We start from the raw sequence: 17850 nt of genomic DNA, 5'->3' as shown, positions 1-17850 counted from the left end.
AAGCAACAGATTGTGGCCAAAATGCAACGCCTGCGGCCATCAAGTCAAGCAGAGCGCGAACTTCTGTACACAGATACACCCAGTTCGCGAATTTTCTTGCGCAGCGTGTTGCGGTTGAGGCCGAGCAGGTCGGCCGCCTTGATCTGGTTGCCGCGGGTGGCTGTGAGCGCGGCGAGGATCAGCGGGTACTCCACCTCGGCGAGCACGCGGTCGTAGAGCCCGGTCGGCGGCAGGCCGTCGCCGAAGCTGGCGAAATACTGCCGCATGTTCTCCTCCACCGCCTGGGAGATGGAGAGCGAGCCGCTGCGCACCGCGGTCTTTTCGATCGGACTGTCCGGGATATCGGCGCGCAGCTCCGTCTCGATGATCTCGCGGGTGATGACGTCCTGCGGATAGAGCGCGGTGAGCCGGCGCACGACGTTTTCCAGCTCGCGCACATTGCCCGGCCAGGGATGCGCCTTCATCAGCTCCAGCGCCTCCTGGTCGAAGCGCTTGGCGTCGAGCCCTTCCTTTTCCGCCTGCTGCACGAAATGGCGCACGAGGTCCGGAATGTCCTCCGCCCGGTCGCGCAGCGGCGGCAGGCGCAGCGGCACGACATTAAGGCGATAGTAGAGGTCTTCCCGGAAAAGCCCTTGATTTATCGACTGTTTCAGATCCTTGTTGGTCGCCGCGACGATGCGCACGTCGGTGCGGATCGGCGTGCGGCCGCCGACGGTGGTATATTCCCCCTGCTGGAGCACGCGCAGAAGCCGGGTCTGGGCGTCCATCGGCATGTCGCCGATCTCGTCAAGGAACAGCGTGCCGCCCTCCGCCTGTTCGAAACGGCCGGTGGAGCGGTTCTGCGCCCCGGTGAAGGCACCCTTCTCATGGCCGAAGAGCTCCGATTCGATGAGGTCGCGCGGGATCGCCGCCATGTTGATGGCGACGAAGGGGCCGTTGCGGCGCTTGCCGTAGTCGTGCAGCGCGCGGGCGACCAGCTCCTTGCCGGTGCCCGATTCGCCGGTGATCATCAGCGTCAGGTCCGTCTGCATCAGCCGGGCGAGCACGCGGTAGATCTCCTGCATCGCCGCCGAGCGACCGACGAGCGGCATGCCGTCCTGCGTGTCGTCGTCGAGCCGGGCCGGCTTGCGCTTCGGCTCGGACAGCGCGCGGCCGATGATCGCGATCAGCTCGGTGAGGTCGAAGGGTTTCGGCAGATAGTCGTAGGCGCCCTTTTCCGAGGCCTTGATCGCCGTCATGAAGGTGTTCTGCGCGCTCATCACGAGCACCGGCAGGTCCGGCCGCGCCTTCTTGATGCGCGGCAGCAGGTCGAAGGCGTTCTCGTCCGGCATCACCACGTCGGTGACGACGATGTCGCCCTCGCCGGCGGCGATCCAGCGCCACAGCGTCGCCGCATTGGAGGTGATGCGCACGTCATAGCCCGCGCGGCTGAGAGCCTGGTTGAGAACCGTGCGGATCGCGGCATCGTCATCGGCAACGAGGACTGTGGCGCCTGTCATCAATCATGTCCTTTGGTCTTGGGAAAGTCGTCGTCTTCGCTGACGCCGCGGGAGGCCGGCATCAGCACGCGGAAGGTGGTCCGGGAGCCCTGGCTGTCGCATTCGACGATGCCGCCATGTCCGCCTATGATCTTCGCCACCAGCGCAAGGCCGAGGCCCGACCCGTTGGTCTTGGTGGTGATGAAGGGATCGAACAGGTGCGGCAGGAGATCCGCCGGCACGCCCGGCCCGTTGTCGTGCACGCAGAATTCCAGCGGCAGCGAAATCTTCTCCCGCGTGCCGGCGACGGAGAGGCGGATGCCCGGGCGGTAGGCGGTCGTCAGCTGGATTTCGCCGTCCGGCCGGTCGCCGATCGCCTCGGAGGCGTTCTTGATGAGGTTGAGGAACACCTGCACCAGCTGGTCGCGATTGGCGAAGACCGGCGGCAGCGACGGGTCGTAGAGCTCGGTGATCTTGATGTTGCGCGCAAAACCCGCCTTGGCGACGATCTTCACATGGTCGAGCACGGAGTGGATGTTGAGCGGCACGCGGTCGACCGGCCGCTCGTCGGAAAACACCTCCATGCGATCGACCAGCGAGACGATGCGGTCCGTCTCGTCGCAGATGAGCCGCGTCAGTGCCCGATCCTCGTCGCCGACGGACGTTTCGAGAAGCTGTGCGGCGCCGCGGATGCCCGACAGCGGGTTCTTGATCTCGTGCGCCAGCATGGAGGCGAGCCCCGTCACCGAGCGGGCCGCACCGCGATGGGTGAGCTGCCGGTCGATCTTGTCCGCCATCGAGCGTTCCTGGATGACGACCACCACCGAACCCGGCTCGGTCGTCACGGGCGCAACGTAGATATCGACGAGCTTTTCCGCGCCGAGCCGCGGCGAACTCAAGTCCACGCGGTATTCGCTGACCGGCGCCTTGCGCTCGCGCACCTGGTCGATCAGCGTCAGGAGCGGGCTGCCGAAGGGAATGAAGGTGGAAATGTCGTGCCGGGCGAGATAGCCTGCGCTTGCCCCGAAGAAGGATTCCGCCTCCCAGTTGGCAAAGGCGATCAGCCCGCCCGCATCGACGAGGATGACCGGGTTCTGGATGGCGTTGAGCACGGCGAGCGCCAGGTCCGGCGCCTTCGCGACATTGGGGTCGACCGGCTTGCCTGTCATGCCGCTTCTCCGAATGCCGGCACCGCGCCGGCGAGCAGCGCCTCGGCCAATCTGTCGGCAACGAAATCGCTGTCGCGTGCCGTCATGAGCTCGGCCTTGGCCGGGCCGGTGAAACCGGGAGCGAAACGCTCAAGATACCAGCCGAGATGTTTTCGCGCATGGCGCAGCCCCGCCTCGGCACCGTAGAAATCGAGCATCATGCGATAGTGCTCCACCGCGAGGACGGCGATCTCCGCCGTCGAGGGATGCGCGCAGGCGCCGGCCAGCACCGCCGGATGCCACGGCCGGCCCTGCGCCGAGCGCCCGACCATCACCGCATCGGCGCCGGAGCGCCGCAGGATGTCCTCGGCATCCTGCGCGGTATCGACATCGCCGTTGGCCACCAGCGGAATGGAGAGCACGTCGCGCACCGCGCGGATCGCGTCCCAATCGGCCCTGCCCTCGTAGAACTGCATGCGCGTGCGCCCGTGCACGGTGATCATCGCCGCTCCCGCCGCCTCGGCGCGGGCCGCGATATGCGGCGCATTGATCGAGCCATGATCCCAGCCGAGCCGCATCTTCACCGTCACCGGCACCTTCACCGTCTTGACGGTCGCCTCGATCAGGCCGAGCGCATGGTCGGGATCGCGCATCAGCGCCGAGCCGGAATAGCCGCCGATCACCTTCTTGGCGGGGCAGCCCATGTTGATGTCGATGATGTCGGCGCCCTCGCCTTCGGCGATCCTCGCCGCCTCGGCCATCCAGTGCGCCTCGCGGCCGGCAAGCTGCACCATGTGGGGCCGGATGCCGCAATTGCGGATGCGCGACCAGCTTTCCCGCGCGTTCAGCGCCAGCTCGCGGCTCGCCACCATCTCCGTCACCACCAGCCCCGCGCCGAAACGCCAGGCGAGATCGCGGAACGGCAGGTCCGTGACGCCGGACATCGGCGCCAGAACCACCCGGTTGCGAAGGCTCCGGCCGCCGACATCGAGCGGCGCTGACAGGGAGGGGATCGTCAAGTGCTCATCTTTCAAGCAAATCATGTCTGTGCACTATTTTTAGCCATTCTTGTCGTTCTTGCCAAGCCGCAATCACATGCCGCCGCAATTTTCCAAAGGACGCTGGAATTGCGCCATCCTTCCGGCTAAACCACCTCAAAACGCTTTGAACCGGGAGGTGCGAGACCGAAATGCTGGCGGAAAATGCGCTATCCTGCGGCGTGGTGATCGTCGCCGCCGGGCGAGGCGAACGGGCCGGCAGCCATGCCGAAGGCCCCAAGCAGTATCGGCGCATCGGCGGAAGGCCGGTCATCTCCCATACGCTCGATCTCTTTGTCAATTGGCCGCACGCCCGGCATATCGTGATCGTGATACACCCCGATGACGCGGCCCTGTTCGAAACGGCCCGCGCCGCCGCCCTTCCCGCCGGGGAGCGCCTCACCGTCGTCCATGGCGGCCCGACGCGCCAGCAGTCCGTGCTGGCCGGCCTGGAAGCCCTTCCGGCCGACGCGGTCAGCCACGTCCTCATCCAGGATGCGGTGCGCCCCTTCGTCGAGCCCGCCATCCTGGAGCGCACCCTCGCCGCCTTCCAGCACGGCGCCCGCGCCGTGCTGCCGGCCGTCGCGGTGGCCGACACGCTGAAGCGGGCGGACGCCAACGGCAATGTCGCCGAGACCGTCTCGCGTTCCGGGCTCTTCGCCGCCCAGACGCCGCAATCCTTTCACCTCGCCACCATCCTGGAGGCCCACCGCCGCGCCAGCGCCTCCGGCCGCACGGATTTCACCGACGACGCCTCGATCGCCGAATGGGCGGGCGTGCGCGTGCATCTCGTCGAAGGCAGCGCCGGCAACGTCAAGCTCACCCTGCAGAAGGATATCGCCATGGCCGACCAGCGCCTTTCCCACGGCCTGCCGGACGTTCGCACCGGCAACGGCTATGACGTGCACCAGCTCGTCGAAGGCGACGGCGTCACGCTCTGCGGCCTCTTCATCGCGCACGACCAGGCGCTCTCCGGCCATTCCGACGCCGACGTCGCGCTGCATGCGCTGACGGACGCGCTGCTCGCCACCTGCGGGGCCGGCGATATCGGCGATCATTTCCCGCCCTCCGATCCGCAATGGAAGGGCGCGGCCTCGCGCATCTTCCTCGAACACGCCGCCGGCATCGTGCGCGCGAAGGGCGGCACGATCATGAACGCCGACGTCTCGCTGATCGCCGAGGCGCCCAAGGTCGGCCCGCACCGCGAGGCGATGCGCCGCAACCTTGCCGATTTCCTCGGCATCTCCATCGACCGCTGCTCGGTCAAGGCGACGACCAACGAGAAGATCGGCTTCATCGGCCGCCGCGAGGGCATCGCCGCCATCGCCACCGCCACCGTCGTCTACGGGGGAACCGACGCATGAGCCTCTGGCCAAATGACATCGAAGACACCGCACGAAAAATCGTCGCCGATTTCACGGAGCGCGGCCTGTTGATCGCCACCGCCGAATCCTGCACCGCCGGCCTCATCGCCGGCGCGATCACCGAGATATCGGGCTCGTCGAGCGTCTTCGACCGGGGCTTCGTCACCTATTCCAACGAAGCGAAGCGGGAGATGATCGGCGTCGCCAATGCGACGCTGAAGGCGCACGGCGCCGTCTCCCGCCCGACCGCCATCGAGATGGCCGAAGGCGCCATCGGCAATTCCGCCGCGAACATCTCGGTTGCCGTGACGGGCATCGCCGGGCCTGGCGGCGGTTCGGAGGAAAAGCCGGTCGGCCTCGTCCACCTCGCCGCGGCCCGCAGGGGGCATGAAACGCTGCACCGCGAAATGCGCTACGGCGATATCGGCCGCAGCGCCGTGCGCCTTGCGACGGTGCGCACGGCGCTCGAAATGCTGATCGAACTGTCGGAAGCGGACTGAGCTATTTCGCCGCTCCGGGCAGACAGAGCCCGGTGACGTCGAGCAAGGCCTCCATGCGGACCGCCGCGTCGTCCTGCTCCCACCAGGGAACGCCCGTCGCCAGGTATTCCTTGGCCATCCAGGCATCGTTCGTCTCGTGCTCGCGGCGAACGGCATCCTGATATTCCTTGCCGGCGCGCTTCTCCGCCATGCATGCGGCATAGTCGTCGCCCGCAAGCACGCGGCTGGCATAGATGCCCTCGAAATCCCCCGTGCTGCCGGCCTTGCCGGTCTCGATGTCGGCGACGCGCGCCGCCTGCTCGCGGGAAATGTCGAGGTCGAGGGTCTCGATATAGACCCGTCGTCCCCAGTCCATCTCCTTGTTCGCCGGATCCACCGGCGCGATCTCGTAGATCCGGCTGAGGAGTTTTGCGCCCGCCATCGCCTCGGAGATGACCGCGACGGTGGTGAGCGTGTAGGTGAGGCTTCGCGCCTCGACCTTGCCCGCCAGTTGCCCCAGCGGCTCGAACCTGCGCGTCACCGTCGCCGTCTCGCCGACGGGCACGGCCCTGATGTCCGGCGTCACCGTCTCCTTCCCGTTGAGGAACAGATACATGTTGGCGACGCGGCCGGGCGGAAAATCCTGGTCGCTGTAACGAAGCGGCTCGGGATAGGCGCCGGGACTGCGCGAACGCGTGCTCACCTTCAGCCCTTCGGAGAGCCAGTAGTTGCCGGCGATCGGGCGTTTGTCGGCATCGAGCAGCAGCACATAGCTTCCCGCCTTGCGCAACAGCGTCAGGTCGGGCTCCGCGGATGCGCCATGCGCCGCGAATATCGAAGAAGCCAGCACAAGAATGCGCAAGCGCCCTATCGTCACAGCACCCATCGTCCGCCTCCCGGCCGTTGATCCTCGGGTGAATGACGGATGGTCGCGCCGTTTTGTTCAGCTGCCGTAGATCGTCGCGGCGCGTTTCTCGAAGGCGTCGGTGAACATGCGGAAGGCGCGATCGAACATCGAGCCCATCAGCGCGCCGAGAATGCGGCTCTTGAATTCGTAGTCGATGAAGAAGTGTACGGAGCAACCGCCGCCCGGCGCCGCCTCGAAGCGCCAGCGGTTGTCGAGATAGCGGAACGGCCCGTCGATATATTTGACGTCGATCGCCCGCTCGGCGCGGTTGAGGAGGACCTGGGTGGTGAAGGTCTCGCGGATCGCCTTGTAGCCGACGGTCATGTCGGCGACCAGGAGCTCCTTGCCGTCGCGCTCCTTGCGCGAACGCACGGTCAGCGCCTCGCAGAGCGGCAGGAACTCCGGGTAGCGCTCGACATCGGCGACGAGGTCGTACATCTGTTCTGGCGTGTGGGGGACCGGACGGCGGGTTTCGAACTGAGGCATGGCCGAGAGCTAATATTGCCGCGCGAGGATGGCAAGTAGCCGGCGGTTCTCCGCCTTGGATTTCAACACGCAAACCGGCACATCCGGTCCATATGCCGCAAGCTTCTCCTCGATTTCCGGGCTCTCCGTCTTCTCGAAGTTCCAGATATAGGTCAGGAATTCGCGCGTCATCCGCTCCGGGCAACCATCGGCCATCTCCGGCCGCGACCGGCCGCGGAATTTCAGCCAGCGCGAGAGCACGCCGTAAAGCGACGTCCAGCGCGGCGGGCGAAGCCAGAGGACGAGATGCGTGCGCGGCAGGCGCACCGGCAAGGTGCCTGGGCTGGTGCCGTCGATGATCCAGCGCTCCTGCTCCACGATCGCCTGCAGGCGCGCCAGGGCCTCCGCGCGGGGCCGCACCGTCCAGCCCGGCAGCCAGAAGATCTCGCGGTCCATCGAGACATAGGGCAAACCCAGCCGCTCGCCGAGTTTTCGCGCCAGCGTGCTCTTCCCGCTGCCCGAGCAACCGATCACCAGCACGCGGTTCGCCGCCGTCAGCCGCTCAGCGGCCTCCCCGATCGTGATCGAAACAGTCATGGGTTTTCTCATGGACATCCGGCCGTCGGCGGGTTGGCAATCCGTGCCGCACGGCGTTAGAGCATTTCCAGGAAAAGTGCGAAGCGGTTTTCCGTCCGGAAATGCGTTGAAACAAACAGATAGAGCGTTTTCGCGATTCGAAGAAAAGCGGAAACGCTCTAGACGCAGCGAGTGGCAAGATCAAGATGGCGTGTGGTTCGAAGGAATGTCAGGCCGCGGACGGGCCTGGCCGATCGGTCGCCATATCTCACGCTGCAAACCGAGGCGCACAAGCCAATCCTCCAGATACCACCCGATCACCTCCTTGCGTCCGCGTACGAAGGGAATGTGGGCGACATCGAGATTGACGAAGGGCAGGAACGGATTCGGCCTTTGCGATGCGTAGAATTCCACCCGAACGGAACTGCGCGCGGAATAGCCCCGGGCATGGAACCCGAATGTATCGCCGACGACGAGCGTATTGGCCGGCACCGCGAATTTCGTCGGCATGGGCAGATGGAGGCGCTTCACCGCTGACAGCGGGATACGGAAGGAACCGCCGGTCCATCCGCGCGACCCCAGAATGCTCATCCGCTTCTGCCACGCAAGCCGGCGCCGCGTCAGCTTGTGCGAGCCCGCGACATAGGTGAAAGGCCCCTCGTCTGCCGGCACATCGTAGAGGAAATACCAGGCCTTTGCGGTGGAATGGAACGTGTCGGTATGCAGGTCGGTCTGGGGATCCATCTCGCCGGCGCCCTGCGAAGGCGTGCCGAAAATAGTCTGGATGCTCAGCACCGGTTCGACATTAAACCCGCCGACATAACGGATCGGGCCGGTCCATCGTTCACTGTTTAGGAATGCCTTTATCGCGGGGTTTTTCGCCAGGACATCCGGGGTCAGGGGGATACGGCGGGTGACGGCGCGGCCCTCGCGCATTTCGCGTGCGGGCGCCTCAAGGGACTCGACCTCGCGGACCAACGCCTTGAAGTCCTCGTCCGACAAGAGGTTACGGCGCTCGATGAAGCCATTGGCCGCGAAGAAGGATCGTTCGTCCTTCGTGACGAGATGGCGAAGCCGCTTTCGGCGCCAGCCCGCAATTCTGGCGGCGGTTTTCACCCGCCAGACGTGAAGGCCCTTGCGGTTCAGTCGCTCGCTTCCGAGGATCGGGTTGCGGAACTCCTTGTTTCCCGAAAGGATCTGCAAAGCGTGAATGGGCGCCAGGAGGATATTCCTGATCCTGGCGAGAACGCTGCCTTCGCTCATCCGATCCTCCACGGTCAAAGCGGCAATGTAGCAGCCGGATCGTGCTGGCCAAGGACTTTTACTCGGCGGCGATGGAGAGCTTTCTTTCTCGCGCAGCCCTCAGCCGGGCGAAGTCGTCGCCGGCATGGTGCGAGGAGCGGGTCAGCGGGCTGGAGGAGACCATCAGGAAGCCTTTGGTATAGGCGACCGTCTCATAGGACTTGAACTCCTCCGGCGTCACGAAGCGGTCGACCTTGTGGTGCTTGCGGGTCGGCTGCAGGTACTGGCCGATGGTCAGGAAGTCCACATCGGCGGTCCTGAGGTCGTCCATCAGCTGGAGCACCTCGTTGCGCTCCTCGCCGAGGCCCACCATGATGCCCGACTTGGTGAACATGGTCGGGTCCAGTTCCTTCACGCGCTGCAAGAGGCGCACGGAATGGAAGTAGCGCGCGCCGGGGCGCACCGTGAGATAGTTGCCCGGCACGGTCTCCATGTTGTGGTTGAAGACGTCCGGCTTGGCCGCGACGACGCGCTCCAATGCGCCGGGCTTCTTGAGGAAGTCCGGCGTCAGGATCTCGATCGTCGTCGCGGGGGAAGCCGCGCGGATCGCCCAGATCACCTTCTCGAAGTGCTCCGCGCCGCCATCGGCAAGGTCGTCGCGGTCGACCGAGGTGATGACGACATGCGACAGGCCCATCTGCCGGACGGCCTTGGCGACGTTTTCCGGTTCGTCCTGGTCGAGTGCATTCGGCTTGCCCGTCGCCACGTTGCAGAAGGCGCAGGCGCGGGTACAGATCTCGCCCATGATCATGAAGGTCGCGTGCTTCTTGTCCCAGCACTCGCCGATATTCGGGCAGCCCGCCTCCTCGCACACCGTCACCAGCTTGTGCGAGCGCACGAGGTCGCGCGTTTCCTGGTAGCCCTTGGAGACCGGCGCCTTGACGCGGATCCATTCCGGCTTGCGCAGCACTTCCGTATCCGGCCGATGGGCCTTTTCCGGATGGCGCACCCGCGGAGCGTTGGGATCAAGATTGGTGCGGTCGAGAATGGTGACCATGTCGATTCCACTTTCTAGCAGGCTTCTGCGCCTGTCTTGCGGACCCGAAATTTCGAGCCAGCCTTATCTGCGGCAGGCTCGGGCTGCTGTCAAACCTCGCCCCGCCCCTCCGACGCTTATGGATGGTCGGGTCAAGCCCGACCATGACGAAAGAGAGGTTCGCGGCATTTTTCCGAGAGTCTGAGCCCGCCTCATGTGGAGGCGGGCTTTAGCACGTTCAAGCGTTCAGTGCACGCCCATAGGCATCGAGCACGCTTTCCTTCAGCGTTTCCGAAATGGTCGGATGCGGGAAGATCGTGTGCATCAGCTCCTCCTCGGTCGTCTCCAGGTTCATGGCGATGACGAAGCCCTGGATGAGCTCGGTCACTTCCGCCCCGACGAGGTGAGCACCCAGAAGTTCGCCCGTCTTCTTGTCGAAGATCGTCTTGACGAGGCCCTGGTCCTCGCCGAGCGCGATCGCCTTGCCGTTGGCGACGAAGGGGAAGTGGCCGACGCGGATGTCGCGGCCCTGCTCCTTGGCCTTCGCTTCCGTCAGGCCCACGGAGGCGACCTGCGGATGGCAATAGGTGCAGCCCGGGATCTTCGCCTTGTCCATCGGATGCACGTTCGGCAGGCCGGCGATCTTCTCGATGCAGATGACGGCCTCGTGCTCGGCCTTGTGGGCGAGCATCGGCGGACCTGCGACGTCGCCGATCGCATAGATGCCCGGCACGTTCGTCTTGCCGTAGCCGTCGATGGCGATGAAGCCGCGGTCGGTCTTCACGCCGAGCGCCTCGAGGCCGATATTCTCGATGTTCGCCTGCACGCCGACGGCCGAGATCATGCGGTCGGCGGTGATCTTCTCGACCTTGCCATCCTTCATCTCGACATGGGCGGTGACAGAGTTGGCGCCCTTCTCCACCTTGGCGACCTTGGCCTCCAGATGGATCTTCATGCCCTGCTTCTCGAACTGCTTCTTGGCGAGCGCCGAGATTTCCGCATCCTCGACCGGCATCACCGTCTTCATCACCTCGACCACCGTCACGTCGACGCCGAGCGTGCGGTAGAAGGAGGCGAACTCGATGCCGATGGCGCCCGAGCCCATGACGAGCAGCGACTTCGGCATTTCCTCAGGCTTCATCGCCTCGAAATAGGTCCAGATCAGCTTGCCGTCCGGCTCGATGCCCGGCAGCGCGCGCGGGCGGGCGCCGGTGGCAATCACGATATGCTTGGCCTTGTAGGTGCCCTCGGGCAGGACGTTCTTCGGCAGCGGCGCCTGCGGCTGCTGGATCGCCTTGCTCGTCTTGGAGACGACGATCTCGCCGGGCTTGGTGATCTTGGCCTCGCCCCAGATGATGTCGACCTTGTTCTTCTTCATCAGGAAGCCGACGCCGCCGTTCATGCGGCTTGCGATGCCGCGCGAGCGGGCGACGATCGCCTTCAGGTCCGGCGTCACCGTGCCCTCGATCTTCACGCCGTAATCGCCCGGATGCTGGGCATAGTGGAAGATCTCGGCCGAGCGCAGCAGCGCCTTGGTCGGGATGCAGCCCCAGTTGGAGCAGATGCCGGCGAGATGCTCGCGCTCGACGATGGCCGTCTTCAGGCCCAATTGCGCCGCGCGGATCGCGGCGATGTACCCGCCCGGACCCGAACCGATAACGATGACGTCGTAGGCATTCGACATGAGCGCTTCCACTCCTCTGTTGTTCTTCTGCGCCCGCGGTCGGCTGACGCCGCCGCGGCCTTGACGAGGAGCGGAAGCACTCCGCCCCTCAGGGAAGCTCTTCGACCTTTTCCGGCCGCGTCAGCATCCCGTAGATTTCATCCTTGAGCCGCATCCGCGCCTTCCGCATGTCGGCCATGTGGACGTCGGCGACGGGCTCGATATCCGTCTCGGCGCGGTGGATCGCGAGATTCACCGCCTGGTATTCCTCGGAAATCCGGTGGAAGTGGCCATCGACCTCGCGCAGGTGGCGGATCTTGGCCAGATGCTCCGGAAATTCCTCTGCCAGTTGGTGCGGGGTGTTCGGCATGTCCATCTCCTTCTTCTGATGATGGTGACAGCCTAGCGCGCCCGCGCCTTCCCTCCTTGATCCCGGTCAAAGCCCGAGCATCATGCGCGCGACCGGTTCCAGCCCCTTGCCGATCGCCCGCGTGTTCCGCGCGTCGAGATGCACGCCGTCGAGCGGCGTCGTCTCGGCCACCGAGCCCGCATCGAAAAAGCCGCAGCCGCGCTCATCCGCCAGGTCCGCATAGAGCGTCGCCAGCATCGCCGATTGCTCCACGCCGCCGGCGAACATGGCCGCGAAGGCGGTGTTCGCCGTTTCGCAGAGCGGCGGCGGCGAGACGATCAGCACCTCCGGCCCTTCCGCCGCGTCGAACGACCAGGCGTGGTGGCGCACCAGCTCCACCAGCCGCTCCATGCCCTGCACCGCACCGAAGGCCGTGCCGCAGATGGCAGGCTTCATGTCGTTGGCGCCGAGAAACAGGATCACGAGGTCGATCGGGTCGTGGCTGTGCAGGATCGTCGGCAGGATGCGCGCACCGTTGCGGTCGCAATCCGCCAGATGGTCGTCATAGGCGGTGGTGCGGCCGTTGAGGCCCTCCGCGATCACGGCGACACCAGGCCCGAGGGCCTTGGCGAGCACGCTCGGCCAGCGATCCTCGAAGGCGTGCCGGTCGAGCGTTTCCGCATTGTAGCCCCAGGTCAGGCTGTCGCCGTAGCAGAGAATGGTTTTCACAGCATCCCCCCGGAATATTCCCCTCCCCCCTGCGGGGAGGGGTCAGGGTTGGGGGTGGTTCCGCGGAGTTCCATGGCGATCCTTCCAAGGACAGACATCATATCCAGCATCACTTCACGGTTCTGGAAACGAATGACGCGAAAATTCTGTTCACGAAGATAAGCCTCCCGCTCGACATCTCGTCTTTTCCGTCCCGCATCGGCATGGATTTCACCGTCGACCTCGATAACGAGCCTCCTGCCCAGACATACGAAATCCGCGACGTAACGACCGATTGGCACTTGTCGACGGAAATGAGTTCCCGGAATGCCCGGCAATTCCTTGCGAAGCGCGGCCCAAAGGCGGCGTTCCGCATCCGTCATCGAGCGGCGAAGGCGCGGCGCGTTCATCGCCGCTTCACGACTGGGCGGATTCGATTTTTCGCGATTCCAGACCATGTTCACCGTTCCTGCCCCAATCGGCACCCCCACCCGTCCGCTGCGCGGACACCCTCCCCGCAAGGGGGAGGGAAAGCGTCTCAGACGAGCATCCCCATCGGGTTCTCGATATAGCGCTTGAAGGCCCCGAGCAGCTCGGCGCCGAGCGCCCCATCGACGCAGCGGTGGTCGGTGGAGAGGGTGACCGTCATCGCGTTGACGATGACCATCTCCCCCTTCTTGACCACGACCCGCTCCGTGCCCGCGCCGACCGCCAGGATCGTCGCATGCGGCGGGTTGACGACGGCGGCGAAGTTCGAGACGCCCATCATGCCCATGTTGGAGACCGCGGTCGTGCCGCCCTGGTACTCCTCGGGCTTCAGCTTGCGTTCCTTGGCGCGCTTGCCGAGGTCCTTCATCTCGTTGGAGATGGCCGACAGGGTCTTCAGTTCCGCCTTGCGGATGATCGGCGTGATCAGGCCGCCCGGAATGGAGACGGCGACGCCGACATCCGCATGCTTGTGCTTGACCATGTTCGTATCGGTCCACGAGACGTTGGCGTCCGGCACGTCGCGCAGCGCGAGCGCCATGGCCTTGATCACCATGTCGTTGACCGACAGCTTGTAGGCCGGCTTGTCTTCCCTGCGCGGCGCCGAGTCGTTGAGCTGGGCGCGCAGCGCCAGCAGCGCGTCGAGCTCCACGTCGACCGACACGTAGAAGTGCGGGATCGTCTGCTTGGATTCCTGCAGGCGCTTGGCGATGGTCTTGCGCATGCCGTCATGCGGCACGAGCTCGTAGGAGCCCTCGTCGAAGAGCTTCAGCACGGCATCGTCCGACATGCCCTTCGGCGCGGCGGCCGGGGCGGCGGATGCGGCAACAGCCGGCGCTGCGGCGGCAGCGGGCTTGGCACCGCCGGAGGCCGCAGCCTTCTCAACGTCGCTCTTGATCACGCGGCCGTGCGGGCCGGATCCGGAAACCGCCGAAATGTCGATGCCGGCCTCCTTGGCGAGACGGCGGGCAAGCGGCGAGGAGAACACGCGGTTGCCGTCCTTGGCCGGAGCCGGGCCTGCGGATGCGGTGGCAGCCGGGGCCGCAGCAGCCGGCTTTTCCGCGTCCTTCGGCGCCTCGGCCTTGGCTTCGGCCGGCTTGGCTTCGGCGGGCTTGGCGTCCGCCTTGGGCGCCGAACCGCCGCCGGCAGCGGCGGCGCTCACATCCTCGCCATCGGCGGCAAGGATGGCGATCAGGCTGTTGACCTTCACGCCTTCCGTGCCGGCGGGAACGACGATCTTGGCGACCGTGCCCTCGTCGACGGCCTCGACCTCCATCGTCGCCTTGTCGGTCTCGATCTCGGCGATGACGTCACCGGATTTCACGGTGTCGCCTTCCTTGACCAGCCACTTGGCGAGGTTGCCCTCCTCCATGGTGGGCGAGAGGGCGGGCATCGTAATGTTGATCGGCATTTCGGCGCCCTCCCCTTATTTGTAGCAGACGGTTTTGACCGCCTGGACGACTTCGCCGACATTCGGCAGCGCCAGCTTTTCGAGATTGGCGGCATAGGGCATCGGAACGTCCTTGCCGGCGATCGTCAGGATCGGCGCATCGAGATAGTCGAAGGCCTGCTGCATGACGCGGGTCGCGATCTCGGTGCCGACGGAGGACTGCGGATAGCCCTCCTCGACGACGACGAGGCGGCCGGTCTTCTTGACGGATTCGATGATCGTCGGCAGGTCCATCGGGCGGATGGTGCGAAGGTCGATCAGCTCGACGTCGATGCCGTCCTTCTCCAGTTCCGCGATCGCCTTGATGGCATAGGTCATGCCGATGCCGAAGGAGACGACGGTGGCGTCGTTGCCCTTCTTGTGCACGCGCGCCTTGCCGATCGGCAGCACGAAATCGTCCATCTTCGGCACGTCGAAGCTCTGGCCGTAGAGGATTTCGTTTTCGAGGAAGATGACCGGGTTCGGATCGCGGATGGCCGCCTTCAGGAGCCCCTTCGCATCGGCCGCCGTGTAGGGCATGACCACCTTGAGGCCCGGAATATGGCTGTACCAGGCGGCGTAGCACTGCGAGTGCTGGGCGGCGACGCGCGCCGCCGCGCCGTTCGGGCCGCGGAAGACGATCGGCGCGCCCATCTGGCCGCCGGACATGTAGAGCGTCTTGGCGGCGGAGTTGATGATCTGGTCGATCGCCTGCATGGCGAAGTTGAAGGTCATGAACTCGACGATCGGCTTGAGGCCCGTCATCGCCGCGCCGACGCCGACGCCGGCAAAGCCGTGCTCGGTGATCGGGGTGTCGATGACGCGGCGGGCGCCGAATTCCTGCAGGAGGCCCTGCGTGACCTTGTAGGCGCCCTGGTATTCGGCGACTTCCTCGCCCATGACGAAGACGTCCTCGTCGCGGCGCATCTCTTCCGCCATGGCGTCGCGCAGCGCCTCGCGCACGGTGGTCGATACCATTTCGGTGCCGGCCGGGATATCCGGATCGGCGGCGACTTCGCCCTTCGGCTGCGCCGGAACCGGTGCGGCGGCGGAGCCCTGCTGGGTCGGCTTTTCCGCCTCCTCCACCTTCGGGCCGGCGGCCTCGGCCTGCTTTTCGGCAGCCTTCGGCACAGCCATGGCATCGGCGCTCTCGCCGTCCTGCAGGAGCACGGCGATCGCCGTGTTCACCTTGACGCCCTCGGTGCCGGCGGCGATCAGGATCTTGCCGATCACGCCTTCGTCGACGGCCTCGACTTCCATCGTCGCCTTGTCGGTTTCGATTTCGGCGATCACGTCGCCGGACTTGACGGCGTCACCCTCGTTCTTGACCCACTTGGAGAGCGTGCCCTCCTCCATGGTCGGAGACAGGGCGGGCATGAGAATCTCGATTGGCATTGGTGTCCCTCCCCGGATTACAGCAGGATGTCGGTGTAGAGTTCGGATGCATCCGGCTCCGGATCGGCCTGCGCGAAATCGGCGCTGTCGGCGACGATGTCACGGACGTCCTTGTCGATCTGCTTGAGGTCGTCCTCGCTTGCCCATTTGTTTTCCAGAAGGCGGGCGCGCACCTGCTCGATCGGGTCGTGCTCGGACCGCATCTTCTGCACCTCGTCCTTCGAGCGGTACTTCGCCGGGTCGGACATGGAGTGGCCGCGGTAGCGGTAGGTCTGCATTTCGAGGATGATCGGCCCCTTGCCGGAGCGGCAGTGCTCGACGGCCTCGTCGGCAGCGGCCTTGACCGCGCGCACATCCATGCCGTCGACCTGGAAACCCGGGATGTTGAAGGACGCGCCGCGCTGCGAGAAGTCCGTCTGAGCCGAGGCGCGCGAGACGGCGGTGCCCATGGCGTAGCGGTTGTTCTCGATGATGTAGATGACCGGCAGCTTCCAGAGGGAAGCCATGTTGAAGCTTTCGTAGACCTGGCCCTGGTTGGCCGCGCCGTCGCCGAAATAGGCGAGCGAGACATTGTCGTTGCCGCGGTACTTGTTCGCGAAGGCGAGGCCCGTGCCGAGCGAGACCTGCGCACCGACGATGCCGTGGCCGCCGTAGAAATGCTTCTCCTTGGAGAACATGTGCATGGAGCCGCCCTTGCCCTTGGAAAGGCCGCCGCGGCGTCCGGTCAGCTCCGCCATCACGCCGCGCGCGCTCATGCCGCAAGCGAGCATGTGGCCATGGTCGCGATAGCCGGTGATGACCTGGTCACCCTCCTTCAGCGCCAGCTGCATGCCGACGACGACCGCTTCCTGGCCGATGTATAGGTGACAGAAGCCGCCGATGAAGCCCATGCCATAGAGCTGGCCGGCCTTTTCCTCGAAACGCCGGATCAGCAGCATCTCGCGGTAGGCATGAAGATCGTCTTCCTTGGAGAATTCGGCAATCGTGCCGCCGGTGAAGTCTTTCTTTGCAGGCTTTGCCGCGGTTTTGCGGCTGGACGTGGACGCGGTTTTACGCGGAGCCATTCGTTCCTCCCTATGTTTGCCTCTTGAAGGAAACCATAGGGGAGAAAGCCCGCCTCAGCAATGCCATAAATGCATGGCTTATATTCTTTGCAAACCACTGATTAGTAAGGCAGATTTACGATTAACCAGATTTCGGTTAATCGACTTTCTCAGTGGAAAATCACGATTTCGTCGGCTCTGGACATGTTGAGATAGGAGCGTGCCTTTTCGTCGAGCATGTCGCGCTCGAGCGAGCCGTCGCTCATCAGGGCCACCTCTTTTTCCAGGGTCTGGCGCTGCCGCACGAGGACGTCCAGACGCGCCTGGCGCGTCACTCTCTGCCGTTCGAACTCCTCCATCCCCCTGAGACCGAAGTCGCCATGGACGGAATGATAGCCGAAGTAGGAGAGGAATGCGACTGTAATTACCGGCAGAGCCAGCCGGCCGAATTTTCGCTTCTTATGGTGTTTGGTCCACATGCAAGGCAGCCCCGATACGCAATACGGGTTCGACACTAGCGGCAAGCGGTTAACCGACCATTGACCATGATCGACGGGCAAGGAAAAAACCGCATCTGCCGATGCGTTCAGCTTGATGACAAACTCGCTCCCAATACTCCGTCATCCTCGGGCTTGACCCGAGGATCCTGTGTGTTTGGTCTGATGTAAGATGGTTGCGGGAAGGAGGCCGAGAGGATCCAGGCCGCCGTTTGTGACGGCAGGCCGCGGCGTGGCTTGGTCCCTTCCCGCTTCGCCCATCAACCTGAACAGTTGCACGGGGCTGTCGCCACAGACCCCGCACACAGGAGCAGGCGCCATGACGATACACCATACCTTCATCGGCTGCGACATCGGCAAGGACATGATCGACATCTTCGATCCGAGAACGGCCAGGTTCTGCCGCATCCCCAACGAGCAGACCGCGCTGTCCGCTTTTGCCCGCGGTCTCGACCCGGCCACCGACCTGGCCGTCTTCGAGGCGACAGGTCATTGCGACCGGCTGCTGCGCCTGTGTCTTTCGCAGGCCGGCATCGCCTTTGCCCGCG

18 protein-coding genes and 1 pseudogene are annotated in these 17850 nt (G+C 64.9%); 3 read left to right on the top strand and 16 right to left on the bottom strand.

The genetic code is table 11. The features are described from left to right. Nucleotides 1–44: 44 nt before the first annotated feature. The 3 genes from ntrC to dusB are packed head-to-tail and all read right to left on the bottom strand — an operon-like array spanning nucleotide 45 to nucleotide 3669. Nucleotides 45–1499 carry a nitrogen regulation protein NR(I) gene (gene ntrC, locus MUU56_RS00095; protein ID WP_244765334.1) on the bottom strand — a complete coding sequence of 485 codons (1455 nt, stop codon included), beginning with the start codon at nucleotides 1497–1499 and terminating at the stop codon, nucleotides 45–47. After that, nucleotides 1499–2647 (bottom strand): two-component system sensor histidine kinase NtrB, encoded by a 1149-nt coding sequence (locus MUU56_RS00090; protein ID WP_244765333.1) that lies wholly within the window; start codon nucleotides 2645–2647, stop codon nucleotides 1499–1501. The genes ntrC and MUU56_RS00090 overlap by 1 nt, the downstream gene beginning before the upstream one ends. Then, on the bottom strand, nucleotides 2644–3669 hold the full coding sequence (gene dusB / locus MUU56_RS00085; protein WP_244765332.1) for a tRNA dihydrouridine synthase DusB: 1026 nt from the start codon (nucleotides 3667–3669) through the stop codon (nucleotides 2644–2646). The genes MUU56_RS00090 and dusB overlap by 4 nt, the downstream gene beginning before the upstream one ends. Before the next feature lie 146 nt (nucleotides 3670–3815). On the opposite strand from dusB, the gene MUU56_RS00080 reads away from it, so the two are divergent. Beyond that, nucleotides 3816–5027 (top strand): bifunctional 2-C-methyl-D-erythritol 4-phosphate cytidylyltransferase/2-C-methyl-D-erythritol 2,4-cyclodiphosphate synthase, encoded by a 1212-nt coding sequence (locus tag MUU56_RS00080; protein WP_244765331.1) that lies wholly within the window; start codon nucleotides 3816–3818, stop codon nucleotides 5025–5027. Further along, on the top strand, nucleotides 5024–5527 hold the full coding sequence (locus MUU56_RS00075; RefSeq protein ID WP_244765330.1) for a CinA family protein: 504 nt from the start codon (nucleotides 5024–5026) through the stop codon (nucleotides 5525–5527). Before MUU56_RS00080 ends, MUU56_RS00075 begins: the two co-directional genes overlap by 4 nt. 1 nt (nucleotide 5528) lies before the next feature. Here MUU56_RS00075 and MUU56_RS00070 read toward each other — a convergent pair whose 3' ends face one another. The 13 genes from MUU56_RS00070 to MUU56_RS00010 form a co-directional block, all read right to left on the bottom strand. Next, entirely contained in the window at nucleotides 5529–6368 is an 840-nt protein-coding gene (locus tag MUU56_RS00070) for a hypothetical protein (RefSeq protein ID WP_244765329.1), read from the bottom strand. Between the two features lie 81 nt (nucleotides 6369–6449). Continuing rightward, nucleotides 6450–6899: a type II toxin-antitoxin system RatA family toxin gene (locus MUU56_RS00065; protein ID WP_244765328.1), complete on the bottom strand. Its 450-nt coding sequence runs from the start codon at nucleotides 6897–6899 to the stop codon at nucleotides 6450–6452. Between the two features lie 9 nt (nucleotides 6900–6908). Beyond that, the gene (locus tag MUU56_RS00060) at nucleotides 6909–7475 is read right to left on the bottom strand and encodes a P-loop NTPase family protein (protein ID WP_244765327.1); all 567 of its coding nucleotides are present in this window, start codon (nucleotides 7473–7475) and stop codon (nucleotides 6909–6911) included. Between the two features lie 180 nt (nucleotides 7476–7655). Continuing rightward, nucleotides 7656–8717, bottom strand: a complete 1062-nt coding sequence (locus MUU56_RS00055; RefSeq protein WP_244765326.1) for a phytanoyl-CoA dioxygenase family protein — start codon at nucleotides 8715–8717, stop codon at nucleotides 7656–7658. Nucleotides 8718–8775: 58 nt separating this feature from the next. Further along, a complete protein-coding gene (lipA, locus tag MUU56_RS00050) occupies nucleotides 8776–9804 on the bottom strand; it encodes a lipoyl synthase (RefSeq protein WP_263193623.1) in 1029 nt (342 codons plus the stop codon). A gap of 166 nt (nucleotides 9805–9970) precedes the next feature. After that, nucleotides 9971–11416, bottom strand: a complete 1446-nt coding sequence (lpdA, locus tag MUU56_RS00045; RefSeq protein ID WP_244765324.1) for a dihydrolipoyl dehydrogenase — start codon at nucleotides 11414–11416, stop codon at nucleotides 9971–9973. Nucleotides 11417–11504: 88 nt separating this feature from the next. Further along, nucleotides 11505–11765 (bottom strand): HP1242/YdcH family protein, encoded by a 261-nt coding sequence (locus MUU56_RS00040; protein WP_244765323.1) that lies wholly within the window; start codon nucleotides 11763–11765, stop codon nucleotides 11505–11507. A 66-nt stretch (nucleotides 11766–11831) separates the two neighbouring features. Then, a complete protein-coding gene (locus tag MUU56_RS00035) occupies nucleotides 11832–12473 on the bottom strand; it encodes an SGNH/GDSL hydrolase family protein (protein WP_244765322.1) in 642 nt (213 codons plus the stop codon). Next, nucleotides 12470–12910 carry an endonuclease domain-containing protein gene (locus tag MUU56_RS00030; RefSeq protein WP_244765321.1) on the bottom strand — a complete coding sequence of 147 codons (441 nt, stop codon included), beginning with the start codon at nucleotides 12908–12910 and terminating at the stop codon, nucleotides 12470–12472. The genes MUU56_RS00035 and MUU56_RS00030 overlap by 4 nt, the downstream gene beginning before the upstream one ends. A gap of 80 nt (nucleotides 12911–12990) precedes the next feature. Then, entirely contained in the window at nucleotides 12991–14349 is a 1359-nt protein-coding gene (locus MUU56_RS00025) for a pyruvate dehydrogenase complex dihydrolipoamide acetyltransferase (RefSeq protein WP_244765320.1), read from the bottom strand. Between the two features lie 15 nt (nucleotides 14350–14364). Next, nucleotides 14365–15762 (bottom strand): pyruvate dehydrogenase complex E1 component subunit beta, encoded by a 1398-nt coding sequence (locus tag MUU56_RS00020; protein ID WP_244765319.1) that lies wholly within the window; start codon nucleotides 15760–15762, stop codon nucleotides 14365–14367. A gap of 17 nt (nucleotides 15763–15779) precedes the next feature. Next, nucleotides 15780–16826, bottom strand: a complete 1047-nt coding sequence (gene pdhA, locus MUU56_RS00015) for a pyruvate dehydrogenase (acetyl-transferring) E1 component subunit alpha (protein ID WP_244765318.1) — start codon at nucleotides 16824–16826, stop codon at nucleotides 15780–15782. A gap of 149 nt (nucleotides 16827–16975) precedes the next feature. Beyond that, nucleotides 16976–17284: an FtsB family cell division protein gene (locus tag MUU56_RS00010; protein ID WP_244765317.1), complete on the bottom strand. Its 309-nt coding sequence runs from the start codon at nucleotides 17282–17284 to the stop codon at nucleotides 16976–16978. Nucleotides 17285–17621: 337 nt separating this feature from the next. Between MUU56_RS00010 and MUU56_RS00005 the strand changes: the two are divergent. Then, nucleotides 17622–17850 (top strand): annotated as a pseudogene (locus MUU56_RS00005) (IS110 family transposase); the annotation flags it as partial.

It is taken from the genome of Shinella yambaruensis (genome assembly GCF_022899355.1).
Classification (GTDB): Bacteria; Pseudomonadota; Alphaproteobacteria; order Rhizobiales; family Rhizobiaceae; genus Shinella; species Shinella yambaruensis.
The sequence above is the reverse complement of the archived record's forward strand: the minus strand, read 5'-3'. Positions and strand labels throughout refer to the sequence as shown.